This window comes from Pedobacter sp. SYP-B3415 (assembly GCF_004138205.1).
Classification (GTDB): domain Bacteria; phylum Bacteroidota; class Bacteroidia; order Sphingobacteriales; family Sphingobacteriaceae; genus Pedobacter.
In genome coordinates this window covers 73,221-91,035 of sequence record NZ_RXNQ01000007.1, presented here as the reverse complement: position 1 = coordinate 91,035, position 17,815 = coordinate 73,221, and the positions used below count along the sequence as shown (strand labels likewise).

Annotated in this window: 17 protein-coding genes; 6 read left to right on the top strand and 11 right to left on the bottom strand. The window is 48.7% G+C overall.

Annotation, left to right across the window (positions count from 1 at the left end):
- Positions 1-13: 13 nt before the first annotated feature.
- Complete coding sequence (locus tag EJV45_RS04795; protein WP_129714525.1) at positions 14-5,761, bottom strand: carboxypeptidase-like regulatory domain-containing protein; 5,748 nt, start codon at positions 5,759-5,761, stop codon at positions 14-16.
- Between the two features lie 37 nt (positions 5,762-5,798).
- Entirely contained in the window at positions 5,799-6,581 is a 783-nt protein-coding gene (locus EJV45_RS04790) for a C40 family peptidase (RefSeq protein WP_129714524.1), read from the bottom strand.
- A 92-nt stretch (positions 6,582-6,673) separates the two neighbouring features.
- Here EJV45_RS04790 and EJV45_RS04785 point away from each other — a divergent pair, with 92 nt between their 5' ends.
- A complete protein-coding gene (locus EJV45_RS04785) occupies positions 6,674-7,123 on the top strand; it encodes a universal stress protein (protein WP_129714523.1) in 450 nt (149 codons plus the stop codon).
- A 66-nt stretch (positions 7,124-7,189) separates the two neighbouring features.
- Here EJV45_RS04785 and EJV45_RS04780 read toward each other — a convergent pair whose 3' ends face one another.
- Positions 7,190-7,540, bottom strand: coding sequence for a 4Fe-4S dicluster domain-containing protein (locus EJV45_RS04780; protein WP_129714522.1), 351 nt, complete (start codon positions 7,538-7,540; stop codon positions 7,190-7,192).
- Positions 7,541-7,608: 68 nt separating this feature from the next.
- Here EJV45_RS04780 and EJV45_RS04775 point away from each other — a divergent pair, with 68 nt between their 5' ends.
- The 5 genes from EJV45_RS04775 (at position 7,609) to dnaJ (ending at position 11,544) form a co-directional block, all read left to right on the top strand.
- Positions 7,609-8,625 carry an acyl-CoA reductase gene (locus EJV45_RS04775; protein ID WP_129714521.1) on the top strand — a complete coding sequence of 339 codons (1,017 nt, stop codon included), beginning with the start codon at positions 7,609-7,611 and terminating at the stop codon, positions 8,623-8,625.
- A 63-nt stretch (positions 8,626-8,688) separates the two neighbouring features.
- Complete coding sequence (locus tag EJV45_RS04770; RefSeq protein ID WP_129714520.1) at positions 8,689-8,892, top strand: fructose-6-phosphate aldolase; 204 nt, start codon at positions 8,689-8,691, stop codon at positions 8,890-8,892.
- A gap of 1 nt (position 8,893) precedes the next feature.
- Positions 8,894-9,577 carry a cell division ATP-binding protein FtsE gene (locus EJV45_RS04765; RefSeq protein ID WP_129714519.1) on the top strand — a complete coding sequence of 228 codons (684 nt, stop codon included), beginning with the start codon at positions 8,894-8,896 and terminating at the stop codon, positions 9,575-9,577.
- A 182-nt stretch (positions 9,578-9,759) separates the two neighbouring features.
- Positions 9,760-10,314, top strand: a complete 555-nt coding sequence (locus EJV45_RS04760) for a nucleotide exchange factor GrpE (protein WP_240755198.1) — start codon at positions 9,760-9,762, stop codon at positions 10,312-10,314.
- A gap of 63 nt (positions 10,315-10,377) precedes the next feature.
- Positions 10,378-11,544, top strand: a complete 1,167-nt coding sequence (dnaJ, locus tag EJV45_RS04755; RefSeq protein ID WP_129714517.1) for a molecular chaperone DnaJ — start codon at positions 10,378-10,380, stop codon at positions 11,542-11,544.
- A 45-nt stretch (positions 11,545-11,589) separates the two neighbouring features.
- Here the strand turns inward: dnaJ and EJV45_RS04750 are convergent, their stop codons facing one another.
- The 8 genes from EJV45_RS04750 to EJV45_RS04715 form a co-directional block, all read right to left on the bottom strand.
- Positions 11,590-12,525 (bottom strand): exopolyphosphatase, encoded by a 936-nt coding sequence (locus tag EJV45_RS04750; protein ID WP_129714516.1) that lies wholly within the window; start codon positions 12,523-12,525, stop codon positions 11,590-11,592.
- A 717-nt stretch (positions 12,526-13,242) separates the two neighbouring features.
- Complete coding sequence (locus EJV45_RS04745) at positions 13,243-14,568, bottom strand: ABC transporter permease (protein WP_129714515.1); 1,326 nt, start codon at positions 14,566-14,568, stop codon at positions 13,243-13,245.
- A 2-nt stretch (positions 14,569-14,570) separates the two neighbouring features.
- A complete protein-coding gene (locus EJV45_RS04740; RefSeq protein WP_129714514.1) occupies positions 14,571-15,479 on the bottom strand; it encodes an ABC transporter ATP-binding protein in 909 nt (302 codons plus the stop codon).
- A gap of 55 nt (positions 15,480-15,534) precedes the next feature.
- Positions 15,535-16,125: a nucleoside triphosphate pyrophosphatase gene (locus EJV45_RS04735; RefSeq protein ID WP_129714513.1), complete on the bottom strand. Its 591-nt coding sequence runs from the start codon at positions 16,123-16,125 to the stop codon at positions 15,535-15,537.
- Positions 16,126-16,191: 66 nt separating this feature from the next.
- On the bottom strand, positions 16,192-16,572 hold the full coding sequence (locus tag EJV45_RS04730) for a Spy/CpxP family protein refolding chaperone (RefSeq protein WP_129714512.1): 381 nt from the start codon (positions 16,570-16,572) through the stop codon (positions 16,192-16,194).
- Positions 16,573-16,664: 92 nt separating this feature from the next.
- Positions 16,665-17,192 (bottom strand): HAD family hydrolase, encoded by a 528-nt coding sequence (locus tag EJV45_RS04725; protein WP_240755197.1) that lies wholly within the window; start codon positions 17,190-17,192, stop codon positions 16,665-16,667.
- 4 nt (positions 17,193-17,196) lie between these two features.
- Positions 17,197-17,436, bottom strand: coding sequence for a Fe-S cluster assembly protein IscX (gene iscX, locus EJV45_RS04720; protein ID WP_129714510.1), 240 nt, complete (start codon positions 17,434-17,436; stop codon positions 17,197-17,199).
- 30 nt (positions 17,437-17,466) lie between these two features.
- A complete protein-coding gene (locus EJV45_RS04715) occupies positions 17,467-17,799 on the bottom strand; it encodes a 2Fe-2S iron-sulfur cluster-binding protein (protein ID WP_129714509.1) in 333 nt (110 codons plus the stop codon).
- Positions 17,800-17,815 lie beyond the last annotated feature (16 nt).

Genomic DNA, 17,815 nt, shown 5'->3' with positions numbered 1-17,815 from the left:
GGGCACTCAGTCCCTATTGTATCCGCACGCTTTTTATCCCTTCCCGGCCATAAAAAACAGGGAAGTACATCATTTCGGCCTTCGCCGGATTTAAGACATACCGGCCCTGGTAGCGCGGCATAATCCTGATCTCGAAAGTATGATCGCCCTGTTTGAGCTTGCTGCAAAATATGGCCGTCTTCTCTTTGAAATATTCGCGGTGTGTCTCTTTGCTATAGTCAATGGTCTTATCCATGTACGAGCACCCGGCAGGCACCGGAACCTCAATCATAACATAATCCGCATCGGCACGCGCACTGACGCTTACACGCAGCGTAGCTGCCTCTCCGGCCCTAAGCTGATTTACAGGAAGCCCGTTCTGACACAGCGCCGTTCTTACCTCGAAATCTTTCTCAACACGCGCCGGCCTGGGATTCATTGCCTGCTGATAGGCCGTCAGGTAAACAGGAAGCCCCCCTGTCTTCGCCACCTTTAGCTGGTCAGCCGGAAGCACCGTACCCATGGCGGGAAATTCACCAAATAACTTACCATTCACCTCCAGCTTTGAGGGCTTTCTCGCGCCCGATGCGCCTACCAGATCGGGCAGGATGGTCTCGAGAATCAAAACCGACTCGTATGTGTTTCGCCAGGCGCCGTCGCGGCGTTGTTCAAGAAAGTATTGTCTGATCTTTTGGAGTTCCGCCTCCCTGCCGCCCTGCAGTTTCAGCATTTTGTAAACCAAGAGTGTGTTTTGTATACTGTTATCAAAAAAATGATGCCCGGCATTTCCCCAATAGATGCCGCCGAACATCGTATTTTTCTTCGCAGACAGCAGGCTTTCAGCTGAAATGCGTTCGCCGCCAAGTTGTTTAAAGCGCATCAGCCGGAGCCTTGCAGATGTGCTAACATCTTTCAGACCCTTTAATGCACTTTCTTCACGTTTCAGCCAGTCCTTCAGCGTATAGTGCGGATCAAGTTTATGAAGCAACTCAAAGAGGTGCATGCGTTCGCCGGCAGGGAGCCTGGTTAGTTCGCCCGTCAGCGTGCTGAAAAGTAATTTCCGGTCAAGCTTTGTTTTATAACCCTGTTCTTCAGCCAATAAAAACGCTTCGGCCGCATGCAAGGTGATCCACATACTATGAACCCCGTTTGGCCACCACGACCATGTGCCTTGCCTCAGCCTGTTTTTTTCCAGAAGTGTGATGATCTTCTCGATGTCCCGTTCAAAAGTAAACGGTTCGCCGAGCAGCTTGCGCAATTGTTTTTCCAGCAGCAGGGATTTCAGTTTTGAAGCCAGTTGTTCGTTGCAAAAATAGGGATAGTTCCTGATCCGTTCCATTTCGGCGAGAAGGACGGGAAACACGGAGGCTTCGGCACGCCATCTTACCGGTCCTTTATTCGCATCAAATGACCAGTTTACAACGGTATCAGACTGCAGGGCGGCAAAGTTGCCGGCTGTTTCAGTTACGCCGGCGGCGTAAACCGGAATTTTTCGGTCTTCGCCATCCAGATAGCCGTTTGCCTGTTCAAGCGTATACCGGAACCGCAGGCTGTCAGTGCCCTCGATAAGCACCATCATACTGTCCAGGTGTGCATTTTTTATGCGGATTTCTCCGCTCAGTTCTTCCTTGTCCCCTACCGCAAACTTACGCAGCCCCCTTTCCTCTTTCGGCGTGTAATTCATCACCTTGCCCATGACCTGCATACTGTCTCCTGCTATCGCAAACTGTGGTGACACAAAATTTGAACTCAGCGCTTTGAACGAGCGGATCGTTGTCTGGAGCTGCCCGGTTTGCCGCCGGCCTGTCATAGCCATTATCTGCGTATTCCAGCTTGTTATATCATCAGGAAATGTCACTTTGAACCGGGCCACGCCATCGCCGTCCGTGAGCAGATCAGGCTTGAAAAATCCCATGTCCGAAAAGTTGCGCCGAAGTCCGGACCCCGGCCCGCCCCCGGCCGGCAGTATGATTGAACTGTGTTTTGTTTTGATGATGACAACGCCGTTCGCAGCCATCGCCCCATATATGCCAGTTGCTTCTGCATCCCGAAGAACACTCATGTCTGCAATGTCGTCTGCGGCAATATCTGCAACCTTTCCATTGTAAGGAATACCATCCACAATCAACAGTGGTTCTTTGGAATGCGGTGCTGCTGACCCGCGAATCTGAATCCCGGCAAGCTTCCCCGACAAGGTTGAAACTGCCGATGTGAGATTTCGCTTGTATTGAGCGCCGTAACCTACTACAACCACCTCGTCTAACGCCAGCTGAGCCGCTCGTAGCTCAACCCCGAGATGGCTGCCGGGTCTGATAGAAATCTCTTCTGATTCGTAGCCCAGAGAACTGAATACCAGTCTGCCTTTTTCGGGTACGGCAATTGTAAACGAGCCATCCATGCGCGTCAAAACACCTGCAGAAAATCCTTTTACCTTTACAGCCACCCCGGGCAGGGCTGCATGATTGAGCGCGTCCGTTACCACACCCGTTATGCGAAAAGGGAAATCTGCGCGATTAAAGTGCTGATCATTAAACTGCTCTGCGATACGAACGGGAACAGGAGTGCGATTGCCGTTATCTGCAGCGTTTCTGATTGTATTCGGAATTTTCAGAAGCGAATCAATACCAAGGCTCATCAGATCAGGCTTATGCAGGTCCAGCTTGCTGAATAGAAAATAGTTGCTGCCGCCGGCCTTAACCAAAACCCGTTTAACGAGGTAATAACTATTGTCTTTCAGCAGAAACAGCACCCGGTACAGCCCCGCTGCAAACCGGCCTGAGAGCCCGCTGATCCCCGGCAGGATCCGGACGAAATCAGGTTCATCATGTTTGTAAACGACGACCGTTTTCAGAAAAGGCCTGCCAGCCGTCAACGCAGTGTCGAGCTCAATGGTCAGCGGTGTTGATTCTAAAGGACTGCGGCTCCCGGCAGGAAAAAGCTGGGTGGTCCTGCTTCGCAAATCCAGGTAATCGTTCCAGATGCTGTCCAGTTCCTGCGGCTGAAGCACATGCTGCCTGTAATCTGTATTTCCCCAGGCTGCATCCGGCCGGAGCACCCAATCTGGATTCTCAAACAGCGGTGCCGACTTTTGTCTGATCAGTCCCGGCGAAAAGGTGTAGCTGAAACCCGCCTCTTTCAAAAAAGGCATAGTGAGCGAGGGTCTGGAAAACGTGAGGTAATTTGCCGCTATGGGGCCGATGAGCAGATTTTTTTCATCCCGGCGGGGCATGCTTAACAGCATTTTGTTGCCGTCGTCGTCTTTAATGACCGTTTTCTCAGATTCGAAATTATCGTCTACGCGAAGCATATATTTCGATAGTTCGAACTGCTCGGCCTGATGAAGCTTTGCGGGCTGCACAACAACCCGCGCATCTTTATTTGAGGGATCGGCCAGTATGCTGATCACGTGCCGGTGGCCAGGCCTGATATCCGTAACAAAGTCAGCTTCGAAAGTACTGCTGCGCAGGATAATGCGGTGACGGCCAGGACCAATTTTAAAAGCATAACGCTGAAACTGATCGGACTGCGAGAAAAAAACAGGTACGCCATCCACATATACAATACTGACAGGCTCGATCGCCCCATTACGAACCAGGAACGGCAGCACGCTGGTTGTGCTGTCAGCACTGCGTTCTGCAAGTTCATACCGTGCAGTGGGGTACATAAACTTATAGTATTCAACGGTATCAATAGCGAGTCTTTTCGCCCAGCGCGGCCATTCAAGCGGCAGCTGCCCGCTGGTCAGATCAATGTTCTCACCTTCGAAAAACGAACGTGCTTTGAGTGCCGTATATCGCCGATCGCGGAAATAGGGCATAATAACAGTGTGCTGATCAAATTTTGTGGTATACGCCTGTGCGGTGAGGTCAGCATGGCTGACCGGGCGGTTTGCTGCATCTCTGACAGCAACCCGCATATTAACACTCTGCCCCGGAAAGATTACCTCCGGTGCATCCAGTTTTACGTCAAGAAGGTTTTTGTTATACTGGGTCATCTGCTCCACATGCTTTTCATCCTCGCCCCACCGAAAGCTGCCGCGAACGTGAACAGTTTTCCGGCCGGAAAAACGAATAGTCGTGTCCAGCTTCTGCGCGTAACCTTTAAATAGGGAACCGTTGCCGCTATAGACGGTGTACCACACCGGAATTTGCCGTGGATTGTTCAGCTGAACACGCAAGGAGTCGGCTGTTTGCGTTGCTACGAAAGAAACATCAGGTTCAAAATCTTCTACATCAATTTCGGCCCATAATTTCCCGGCTTTTATTTCAAACCCGGCGAAGCGTGGGTCAAAACCGCTTTTGTATGGCAGCGAAACAGCCAGGCTGTCTGCGTAGCTGCCATCAGGCAGAGAACGGTACAAAACTGCGGGAGCACGATGCGATTTTCCGTGTTTATAGTAATAAAAAGCGATTGAATCTCGTTCAAATCGACCGACAATCTGTTCAGCACCATATTTGTACGTCAGGTTACGTTCTTCCCGGCGGCTTTCATTATTGCTGTTTCTGAACTCGAAGCTAACCCTGAAGCTTAGATCTGCCTGGGGAAATACGTTATCAGGAATGACCAGCTTTGTTTCGCCAACGGGTTCCAGATTGATTTTTTTTTTCCAGAGCGTGTCTCGCACAAAGACCTCGCTGGCGCCGTAGACCTTGACTGCTCCGCTTGTAACGACCACCTCGACGCGGCCGTCGGGTACGGCCAGGCCGTTATCATCTATAGCCTTCATATAGATGGCGGCAGGATTTCCAGGCGACTGTTCAGTTTTGTCAGTACGAACAGCAAACTGGAGCGAACCAAGCTCGTAATCTTCGTAAGCAAAATATTTGGATACCATCGCACTGGCCGAGCCCGGTTTTCGTAGCTCCAGTGTATATTGCTGGTCCAGTTGCAATTTAAGTTTAGCCAGGGGAAACTGTCCGGAATAACTGCCGGCTCTTACGGGCTGAACTGTATCAACAACCTGGTCAGCTTCGCCTGGGCGTTTCAGAACAAGCTCGGCGGCTGTTGCCTGAATCGATCTGCCCTTCGTTGTAACAACCAGTGCCTTCCAGCGCAGCGTGTCAACAGGTTTATACCTGGGCTTACTGAATGTCATGTACCCTGTAAAGGCCGGCTTGCTGGCTTCGAATCTAACTTTCCGCCGGTGTCGTCCGTTAAAGATGTTTTTTACCGGCTGCCAGACATAGCGAAGCGGCTTACCGTAAATTATCTTTCTGAAAAAGCCGGGGCTATAATCACGCTCCTCCTGCGCCAATACAAAAAAGTTGCTTTGACCTTCATATTCAGCCTGGATTACCGCTTGTTTCAGCATACGGCGGGCAACATACAATTGCTGTTTCTCATCGAATCCAACTGTGCGGCGCTGCCCGATCCTGACCAAAGCATGGCTGACCGGCTTTCCCTGCGGGTCGGTCAGGATAAAAGCGGGTTTGCCTGACTGGTTTACGAAAAAAATATCGAGATTCTGAACAGCATGTAACCGGTAATCCAGCTTATTGTGCCGGGCGGTCACAAACAGGTAATGCCCTGGCGATAATTTCGCTTGGTAGGGCCTGTTTATTTGAAAAGAGTCAACCTGGTTATGAAAAAACGATGATGACCTTTTTCCTGTAGCAAAGAGGAACGTTTCAGCATCAGTAAGTTTATACACGCGGGTCAGGCTCGACGAAGTGAGACTGGAAGATAATTTTTGGCCTGAGGCACTTCCTATAACCAATAAAAGGATAAAAACAATATAAATCAGGCTGGTGCGCGCAGACACATTGAAAGAGAGCTTAGGCATAAGATTTCCGGTTTCTCAGATGATGCCGGCTTCTCCGCTATTCCACAAGACGTTTTATAATTCTCAACCTGTGACTATATTTGCCAAGTTCGGCGTTAAAAATTCCTTCGTCGTCTATACGGTCTATCCGTACTTTTCCGGAGGCATGAATGATCGTATCATTCCCCATCATTAGTCCTACATGTGTAATTCGCCCCTGTTCATTATCGAAAAATGCGAGATCGCCGTCGCGGGCTTCGGCCAGAAAAGCAACGAGCGAGCCGTGCTCGGCCTGCTGCGACGCATCGCGCCTCAGGCGGATGCCATTTAGCCGGTAAACCGCCTGGCAAAAGCCTGAACAGTCAATGCCTGAGATATTTCTTCCGCCCCAGAGATAGGGCGTATTTTGAAAAAATCTGGCTGTTTTTACAAGGTCGCTTAAGCCTGGTGTATGTGGTTGGAAGTCTACTGTGAAATGATGGCCGCCAAATTCCAGTTTTCCGTTATCATAAAACGGAAGCGGGCTGCCGGGACTGAGAAACGTTCTGCCCCACTGCGGATGGCTTACACTCAGGCCCGCCTGCAAGGGTACCAGCGGACTGCCGTTCTCAAGTTCTGTATACGTATCTTGAGAGACTGCTGCAAGTTGCCTGAAATCTATCCAACCCTCATACTGATCATATGCATTTCGAACAAGCCACCATTTTTCGGTTTGCCCGATTACTGCAACATGTTCACCGAATAAGACCTGTGACACCATCTCTGAGCGGTCCGATCCTTCTGCCCTGAGAGGTGCAACAGCAACGATACAAATAGCAAATCCTTGGTTTTGTGTTTCCATGTATAGCATCTAAGCTACAAATAATTGGCATGTGCGAACAATAGGCGGGAAACTTTTGTTGTAAATTCGAGGTAAAATCTAAAAAAAGAGTCATGGAATTTAAAAGAATCCTGATCGCAGTAGATAACAGTACGTGCTCAGAAAAAGCGGCGAAGGCCGGTTATGAAATGGCCCGCAGGTTTGGCGCCGAAACGGCCCTGGTCAATATTATTGAACCGGTGGCTGCAAACGTGAACCCCGATCTTACCCTCGCTCCCGTATTTCTTGAAACATACGACAACAGTGAGGAAAACAGTCACATTCTGCTTAAAGAGATTGAGCACAGATATGCAGATGGCGTAGAAACCACCTATCTGAGCACTGTAGACAGTCCCGCTCATGGCATTATTCAACAGGCTGATGAATGGGGCGCGGATCTTATTGTGATCGGCACATATGGCCGGACAGGTATTTATCATTTCCTGATGGGCAGTGTGGCCGAACATGTGGCAAGAAAATCAGCATGCCCGGTATTGATCGTTCCAAATAAGTGTGATGTTTAAAAAATCAATGCAATAAAAAAAAGCCGGTCTGCGCATGCAAACCGGCTTTTTCTGTATATCTTACGGCTATCCTTCCTGATGCAGCCAGGCTTTCTTGGCCAGCAGTTCATCTTCGGTTTCGCGGATGTCTTCATCATCAACACAGCAGTCTACCGGACAAACAGCAGCACACTGTGGCTCGTCATGGAAACCCTTACACTCGGTGCATTTGTCTGAAACGATATAATAAACTTCATCTGATACGGCATCGCGCGCAGCTTCAGCGTCAACCTCTTGTCCGCCAAAGTCAATAATACCATTTAAAGCGGTACCGTCTGAAAAACGCCAGGCCGTGCCTGCATCGTAAATGGCGTTATTCGGACATTCGGGTTCGCAAGCCCCGCAGTTGATACATTCGTCGGTTATTTTAATTGCCATTGTTTTCGTTCTAATCTTGCACTAAAGTTTACCTTTGCGCCTGCAAATATAACACATAAATAGGAAAAATGATTGCCCTAACCCACGAAAAAGTCATTTCCGCGCTCATCGCACTTGGCGATTTTTTCAGGCAGCCTGATGCCGGATGGATGGACCTGGCAGGGCGTGCGCAAAACCGCAATCCCTGGTTTACGCCCGCTGCTGTGAGCCGGGCCGCAGAGGGATTTGCTTCAATGCTGAACGAGGAAGACATCAGGATCTGGGCAAAAGACCTGCAGCTTGCTGCACAGCCCCGCCGGGTCGGACTTATCCTGGCAGGCAACATCCCAATGGTGGGCCTTCATGACCTGCTGTGTGTTCTGGCAAGCGGTCACCACGCACAGGTAAAACTTTCCTCTTCTGATGACTTGCTGCTTCCCTATGCGATACAACAACTTGTACATGCAGAGCCAGCCTTTGATGGTCGTATCCGTTATGTTGAGCGCCTTGAGAACTTTGACGCCGTCATTGCAACAGGAAGCAATAATTCTTCACGGTATTTTGATTATTATTTCGGCCGGGTGCCAAATATCATCAGGAAGAACCGGAACAGCGTCGCGTTGCTTACTGGAAAAGAAACCGATGCTGAGCTGAGCGCACTTGGCCATGACATATTCGACTTTTTCGGTCTCGGCTGCCGCAATGTTTCAAGGTTAATGGTACCGGGCGGTTATGACTTTGGCCAGCTTTTCCGGGCAATTGAACACTATCAGCCTGTCATCAACCACTTCAAATACAACAACAACTACGACTATAATAAATCCATTTTCCTTGTTAACCTGGTTCAGCATCTGGACAATGGTTTTCTGCTCGTAAAAGAAGACGAGGGCATGAGCTCACCGCTGGCTGTGCTGTACTACGGTGAATACCGGGATATTGATGAGGCCCTGGCCGAACTTCACGCACGCAGGGACGATATTCAGTGTGTAGCAGCAGGCATACTGTTGCCCGGGGTTGTAACTGTTGCGTTTGGGCAGACCCAGCAACCGAAGATCTGGGATTATGCCGACAATATAGATACGATGGCCTTTCTTGGTTCGTTGTAGCGCCTGGAGATATTGATGCTTTTACCCGGGAAATTCGTTTTGAAAATCCTATTTTTGAGCAAAATGTATGTAATCAAAGTAAAAGGTATCGCAAAGATTCCGGACTATGTGCAGCTGCGTGATGAGAAATTCACGTTACTTGCATACTTCCGGGTCGACAGGCCCGACAAGTCGCTGGAAAAACTTGGACTTGCAGAAAAACAGGATTACATCATGGAACTGATCAGGGATCTTCCTTTCGGACAGATTCAGAAACTAGAGATTTAACATGGCAGAACACGCAGTAATTCATTTAAAGAACGTAGATATTTTCCAACAGAAACACCTTGTATTATCGAATGTGAACCTTCACATTGATAAAGGTGAATTTGCTTTTCTGATCGGTCAGACTGGTTCAGGAAAAAGCAGCCTGCTGAAGATCATTTACGGAGACCTGCACATCGGCAATGGCGAAGGCATGGTAGCAGATTTTGATCTGAAGACACTCGCCGAAAAAGATGTTCCTTACCTGCGCCGTAAACTTGGCATTGTATTCCAGGATTTCCAGTTATTAACCGATCGCACCATTGAAAAAAACCTGGAGTTTGTACTGAAGGCTACGGGCTGGAAAGACAAGGCGCTGATTGCTGAACGCATCAAAGACGTACTTGATAAAGTAGGCCTGCGGTCGAAAATAAAAAAGATGCCGCACGAAATCTCTGGCGGCGAGCAACAGCGTGTGGTTATTGCGCGCGCGCTCCTGAATGATCCCGAGATCATTCTGGCCGACGAACCCACGGGAAACCTTGATCCGGATACCTCTGAGGAGATCGTGATTTTGCTGAGGCAGATCAGCCAGAACGGAACAGCTGTTCTGATGGCAACGCACGATTACCATATCATCCGCACTTTCCCCTCACGCATCATCAAATGCGAAAGCGGGGTGATCACCGATAACGTACAACTGGTCTGAACCTGACAGGTTTGACGAGGAGGTCCAGCCAGAAATACCAGGGCCTGGCCAAATTGGGTCAAAAAACTGACAGCATGTCGGCTTTTTGCTGCTGGCAAAAAAATTGAAGTTCCCCGAAACCGAAGCAAACGCATATAATCATGTTTGGTAAGAAAAAAAACCAAGAAGCTAAAGAAAGAGAGATGGACACGAATAAAGAGACTACAGACGAAGCATTGAAAGAAACGCAGGACCAGAACGAGGTGGCAGAAGCCCAGGAAGAGCAGGCACCGGTGGCAGAAGAACAATCGGCTGAAGAAAAGCTCAAGCTTGAAAATACGGCATTGAACGACAAGTATCTGCGTCTGTATGCAGAGTTTGACAACTACAAACGCCGTACGCAAAAAGAACGCGTAGAACTTTTGCAAACAGCAGGTAAAGACGTTATCGTTTCCTTACTAACCGTACTCGACGACTTTGACCGGGCGCTTAAAGCAACCGAAAACAGCGAGGACATCAAAGCGCTTCGCGACGGTATTGTGCTTGTACATCAGAAATTCAAGACCGCATTGTCTCAAAAGGGGTTGAAAGAGATGGAAAGCATCAACAAAGATTTTGATACAGATTTTCATGAAGCCATTACCAACATTCCGGCGCCTTCGCCAGAGCTGAAGGGTAAGGTGATCGATGAAGTAGAGAAAGGATATACATTGAATGATAATGTGATCCGCTTTGCAAAAGTCGTAGTGGGTGCATAAAAAATTTAAATGGTCATCTGATGAATGAAGTAACCGGATGTACCATTTGACCAGTAGAATAAGATGAGTAAAAGAGATTATTACGACGTGTTGGGCGTTGGCCGCAGCGCATCAGCGGAAGAAATAAAAAAAGCCTACCGCAAGCTGGCGATCAAATACCACCCTGATAAAAATCCGGGCGATAAAGTTGCGGAAGACAACTTCAAGGAAGCGGCAGAGGCCTATGAGGTGCTCAGCAACCCTGAGAAGAAACAACGCTATGACCAGTATGGCCATGCCGGCGTAGGCAGCAGTGCGGCCGGCGGCGGTTATGGCGGCGGCGGCATGAACATGGACGATATCTTCAGCCAGTTCGGTGATATCTTCGGTGGCCACAATCCGTTTGAAAGCTTTTTTGGCGGCGGCGGTGGCGGACAACGTCAGGGCGGCCGGCGTGTTGCCAAAGGTTCAAACCTCCGAATAAAGGTCAAACTCAGTCTTGAGGAAATTGCACATGGCGCTGAGAAGAAAATAAAGGTAAACAAGCAGGTACCATGTAAAACCTGCGATGGCACCGGCGCTAAAGATAAATCATCGGTTAGCACCTGCCAGACCTGCGGCGGCGCCGGACAGGTACGCCGGGTAACAAACACCATTCTTGGTCAGATGCAAACCACCTCGACCTGCCCTACCTGTAACGGTAGCGGCCAGCAAATCACGTCGAAGTGTAATGTCTGTCATGGCGATGGCGTAGTTCGCGGTGAAGAAACAATTACCATCAACATCCCTGCCGGCGTGAGTGATGGCATGCAGCTGAGCATGAGCGGAAAAGGAAATGCCGCACCAAACGGCGGTATTCCCGGCGATCTGATTATTCTCATTGAAGAGTTGCCGCATGAAACGCTTAAACGTGAAGGAAACAATATCGTTTATGACCTGCATCTGAACTTTATTGATGCCGCGCTTGGCATCACTGCCGAGGTGCCTACTATAGACGGGCGGGCGAAGATCAAGATCGATCCCGGAACACAGAGCGGCAAATTGCTGCGTCTGAAAGGCAAGGGACTTCCCGAGGTGAATTCGTACCACCGTGGCGATGAGATCATCCACGTCAACATCTGGACACCCAAGGCGCTTAGCAGTGAGGAAAAAATTATTCTGGAAAGACTGCGCGAGTCTCCCAACTTCAAACCACAGCCGGGGAAAAATGAAAAAAGTTTCTTCGACAGGATGAAAGAATACTTCGAATAAGACAAATGCCCCGGACGTTCGGGGCATTTGTCTTATAATGCCGAATCAGTTCTTGTGGCTGTTGTTTGGTAACAGGGTCGACAAAACGCCCATCTTCAGATCAAAGGTAGAAAGCCGGAGATTTCCGGGGTTAACCTGCTCAAGTACGTAGTCGGTAAGCAGCGACGCCACGACAATCATGTCCACCCGCAGCGGAATCATTCCTTTCATCCCGGCCCGTTCGGCATGACTGGCCTGCTGCAGTCGCCCGGCGAGTGTGCGGTAAGCCGGAATATCAATATCAGCGGTTGCAATTTCTGCAAGGTCTAAGGAAGTCCCCTGTTCTTCCGCAAGTAGTTGTGCAAAGGTCTCGAAAGCGCCCGCCGATCCGATGAGGGTTTCCGGGCGATGTTCCCGGCATACGGCAACCAGCTCATGCAGTTGTGGCACAAAGTGCGCCTGCATGGCCACTCGTTCCTCAGCCGACAAAGGATCTGAATGAAAGAACCGTTGCATAAGCCTTGCAGCCCCAAGATCGTAACTTTTCTTCCAGATCAGCTGCTCCCGCGTACACAGGATAAACTCTACACTGCCCCCGCCAATATCCATGATCAGGCTCGTGCCGCTGATCGCACCGGCCAGGCGTACGCCGCGATAGATAAACTCGGCTTCCTCATCTCCGCTAAGCACGCGTATCGTTATCCCCGCTTCTGCCTTCGCCCTGGCAACGAAAACACGCCCATTTTCAGCACTGCGCACTGCAGATGTAGCCGTAGCAACGACCTCGGTCACATCATAACTTTTTATGATTGCTGCAAAATTTATGAGCGCGTCGATGCCCCGCTGCATGGCCTCGGGAATAAGCAGGTTTTCATTGATGCGACCCTGCCCCAGTTTCACAGGAACATTTGTCTTAAAAAGCACCTCATATCCCGATGCTCTCGTATCAGCCACCAATAAGTGAAAGGTATTGGTACCCATGTCTATCACTGCTTTACGCATATGCTTTTTTTAGTCTTGAGATTTGAGACTTGAGATGTGAGACTACCGTCTAAAATCCCCGCGCCAATTAGAACGTTGAGGGGCTCTGCGCCCAGTCTCATATCTCATATCTAACATCTCATATCTTACAATAGTCTTGAGATTTGAGTCTTGAGATGTGAGACTACCGTCTAAAATCCCCGCGCCAATTAGAACGTTGAGGGGCTCTGCACCCAGTCTCATGTCTCATATCTAATATCTCATATCTAACAATAGTCTTGAGATTTGAGTCCTGAGATGTGAGACTACCGCCTAAAAATCCTGCGCCAATTTGGAACTTTGACGGGCTCTGCACCCAGTCTCATATCTCACATCTCATATCTCATATCTAACAATAGTCTTGAGATTTGAGACTACCGCCTAAGATCCTGCTCCTGGCTGGCGTATAGAGGGGCTCTCCACCCAGTCTCATATCTAACATCTCATATCTCATATCTTACAATAGTCTTGAGATTTGAGTCCTGAGATATGAGACTACCGCCTAAAATCCTGCGCCTGGCTGGCGTATAGAGGGGGGCTCTTCACCCATCTCATGTCTCATATCTCACATCTCATATCTAACAATAGTCTTGAGATTTGAGTCCTGAGATTTGAGACTACCTCCTAAAATCCTGCGCCTGGCTGGCGTATAGAGGGGCTCTGCACCCAGTCTCATATCTCATATCTAACATCTCATATCTAATTCCGGTATCCAAACCACCTCACCATCTCCCTGAAACTCGCTTTCTTTCCATACATCAGGATCCCCACACGGTAAACGCGTGCCGCAAACCAGACCGTTCCGATAAAACCCAGCACAAGAATGCCCATGCTCAAGGCAAGCTCCCAGACAGGAACACCGTAGGGCATGCGGACTACCATGGCGATAGGCGACGTAAACGGAATCATCGAGAGCCAGAAAGCAACCTGTCCGTACGGATCATTCGTTACTACACTCAGCGACAAGGCGTAACCGAACAGCAGCGGCATCATGACCGGCATCATAAACTGCTGCGTCTCCGTTTCACTGTCAACAGCTGAACCGATCGCAGCATAAAGCGAGCTGTAAAACAGGTATCCGCCAAGGAAAAAGAATACAAATACGGCCAGGATCTTCCCGACTTCAAGATTGGCCAGACTTTTCTGAATGTTTTGCATCGGTCCCTGTTTCACGACCTCCTGACCGGACATTTGTCCCGGCGGCCTGATCTCTGTCTGAGCCATTTTCTTTGCTTCATCTTTGTCAACGAACAATCCCACGGCAACCGTAGAAATTGAAAGCGTAAGAATAATCCAAAGTAAAAACTGTGTCAGTCCGACCAGCGCAATCCCAATGATCTTGCCCATCATCAGTTGAAAAGGTTTTACTGATGATATCATTACCTCGATGATGCGGTTTGTTTTTTCTTCAATCACCCCGCGCATTACCTGAACGCCGTACAACATGATGAACATAAACATCAATACCCCGGCAACAAAGGCAATGACAGTGCTGGCACCGGCACTCGAGTCTTCCTCGCTTCCGGCTTCGCCAAGTTTTTTGACATCTATACTAACACTACTTTTCAGGTTATCCAGCTGCTGCTGCGTAATGCCCGACTGTTTGAGCTTGTAGTTTCTGATCTGTGCTTCCAGATCGTCAGCAACACGGTTATTGAGCGATAGTCCGGCTTGTTTGCTGCCAAGTAACTGAACGCCTTCAGGCTGCTCGATATCAAAGTCCGGCAGATAAAGGATATAGTCAAAATCTTTCCCGTTGATCTCTTTTTTGAGTGCAGCCAGTGATTTCGATGAATAGGTGTAGCTAATATTTTTGTCGGACGGGAGCGGCTCGGTCAGTTTTTTGTTCTCGTTGACAACGACGATCCGGTCATAACTGTCTTTAATCTCCTTGTAAGAGAAATAAAAGATCATTCCATAGAAAAACGCAAAAATAACGGGGGTTAGAAAAGTCATAATAATAAACGACTTTTTTTTGACCCGCGAAAAATACTCCCGCCTGATGATAAGTGATATTTTGCTCATGATTACAGATCGGTTTGTGTTACGTTTTTGATAAATATTTCATTCATGGACGGGATAACTTCCTGCAGACTTTGAACACTAACCCGCGGGAGCAGGATGGCAAGCACATCATTGGTGCTGCAACCGGCTGCTAATTTTATCTTTAACTCCGTGCCGGTCTTCGTAACAGTGCTTTCAAGCAGTTCGAAAATGCCCTGCCCGGCCAGGGGATCTAAGTCCCCGGCGTACGATAAGGTATAGGTATTGTTCCTGTAGCGGTCGCGGATTTCATCAACAGGACCATCGAGGATTTTTCGTGATTTATTAATCAGCGCAATGTTATCGCAAAGTTCCTCCACACTTTCCATGCGGTGCGTCGAAAAAATAAATGTTGTTCCCTGCGCATTCAATTCCAGGATTTCGTTCTTAATAAGTTCAGCGTTTACAGGGTCAAAACCGGAGAAAGGCTCATCAAGAATGATGAGTTCCGGGCTGTGCATCACCGTAGCAACAAACTGAACTTTTTGCTGCATTCCTTTACTCAGGTCCTCGACCTTTTTATCCCACCAGCTACCCATGTCCAGCTTTTCAAACCAGAACCGGATACGTCGCGTGGCCTCGGCTGTACTCAACCCCTTCAGTTTCGATAGATAAAGAACCTGCTCCCCGATCTGCATCTTTTTATAAAGGCCGCGTTCTTCGGGCAGGTAACCAATCTTACTGATGTGATTGGCGTTTAAACGCTCGCCATTTAAAAGCACCTGCCCGCTATCTGGTGCTGTGATTTGGGTAATCACCCTGATTAATGAAGTTTTCCCTGCACCGTTCGGACCAAGCAGCCCGAAGATCTTGCCTCTTTCCACTTCCAGACTTACGTCATCCAGAGCGCGGTGTTCAGCATATTGCTTTACAATATTCTGTACGCTTAACATATTGTTCGTTTAGTTTGATGTTGGATGGGATGATCCGGTAAAAGTTACAGCTTTCTCAGCCTTGCTGCACAATTCCGGCAAAGCGGTTCAAAGCCGCATAGAGCTTTTCTGTTGGCAGCCCCATCACATTGGTATAGGAACCATTGATGCGTTCGACAACGACAAGGCCCCACCAATCCTGGACGCCATAAGAACCCGCCTTATCATAAGGCTGACCAACCGCAAGATAATAATCAATCTCGGCCTGGCTCACCCGCCTGAAATAGACCTCAGACCGGTCTGTAAAACTTTCCGTTTTATCCTGATAGACAAGCGTAACACCGGTGTAAACCTCGTGCATCCGGCCCGACAGGCTGTTAAGCATCCGGCTTGCATCTGCCGCGTCTGCTGGCTTACCAAGAATCGCCCCATCGAGCGCAACAATAGTATCTGAAGTAATAACCAGGCTACCGGCACTGTGTTCGGCAAAGGCAGCTGCTTTTTTGCCGGCTATATAAACGGCAACTTCATGCGGTTGAAGACCGGCGGGAAACTGCTCATCAACTTCTTTTAAAACGCTTTGGTAGGAAATGCCCATGTCGGCAAGAAGCTGCTGCCTGCGTGGCGACTTTGAGGCGAGAATGACAGGCGGAAGATTTTGAATCATGGCCAAAAATAAAAAGACCCGGCGGTTTTGAGAACCTCCGGGTCTTTTTTTTAGCTGCAGCACGTATTAGTTGCTGTTACCACCACCTTGCTGGCGGTTTTGCATGTTGGCACGTTGCTCTTCCCTCCACGCAGTGTATGCTTTTTTCTGATCATCATTCAACAAAGCCTGTACTTTGTCTTCGGTTTCTTTGCGCTGCTTCATCATAGCCTCGCGCATCTTGCTGCGGTCATCACCAGCCTCCTCACGCGCCTTCTGCATTGCTTTCCACTGGTCGGCATAGATGGCGCTTACTTTGGTTTTTTGATCTTCAGTAAGCTTCAGCTTTTCGCTCATCGTTTCAACCATCCTTTTCATACGGTCTTCCGGATTTCCACCGCCCTGCTGTGCATTTGCAAACGCCGTTACCCCAAGCAACAGCGCAAAGATCATTACAATTCTTTTCATGTTTAATGTTGTTTATGTTGACGGATTAGAGCCGGAGCCCGTAGAAAAGTTTAATCATGCTGCGTAACATCGCCGTTGCAATGTCACCTATCCTACTTTCCTGAATCTGCAGCATCAGGCCGGCGGTCAAACCACTGTTCTTGCGCGCGCAGTACTTTTTCAATGATATCCCTCACAGCGGTTCGGCCACCGGTATAGGGGGAAACATACATGGAAACAGCCTTTATTTCAGGAACAGCATCTGCCGGACAGGCGGCAATTCCGGCCAGTTTCATTACCTCAAGATCGGGTATGTCATCGCCCATGTACAACACCTGGTCGCTGCTGATCCCTTTTTCTTTAAGATAGGTTTTAAATAAGATGGTTTTATCGCCTGCTTCCAGGAAAACATCTGTAATCCCAAGACCTGCAAAACGTTTTTCCATCGCTTTGCCTTTCCCACCGGATATAATGCAAATGTTATAACCTTTTTTAACAGCGAGCTGCAGGGCATAACCATCTTTGATATTAAACTGTCTGAGGGCCTCCCCCGTTTCATTAACCAGGATATTGCCGTCTGTCAGAACACCATCTACATCAAATACAAATGTGCTGATGTTTTTGAGCTTTTGCAGAAACACAGCTCTATTGGTTGTCGCGCCATTCGTACACCCATGCAGACTGAATCTGTTCAAGGTGACCTTCATTACATTCCTCGCGGGTGCCCTTGAAGTTTGGCAGTTCAAGTACCCATTGCATCAGTTCAGTAAACCGGATGCGGTAAATTTTGGCTTCGTTAAAATCATCGCCATACTTCTCGTAAAGTTCCTGTGCGATGTCTTCATGATCCTGCCAGTAAATGGGCAGCGCAAATTTGTCCTGCATATTGTATATGTGTAGTAGTTTGAATATCTGTTAATGGCCCATAAAGCCAGACTGGTCGGGAATAGTAACTTCAATGTCGCCATTGATTACCACGCACTGACACCCCAGCCGGGAATTAATGCGGGGACTTTCGGCCCGGTCAATAAAATCTTCTTCTTTGTCTGAGATTTCCTGGATATTGTCCATACCCTTGTTCACGTAAACATGACAGGTACTGCAGCCACAAACACCGCCACAATTGTGCTGAAGTTCGATGCCGTTATCAAGCACAACATCAAGCACCGATTCGCCGGCTGCTATAGGGAGTTCTACCGGCTCGTGTCCTGCCTCCTGAAAGTTTATTTTAAGTTTATAAATACTCATAATTCATTGCAAAAGT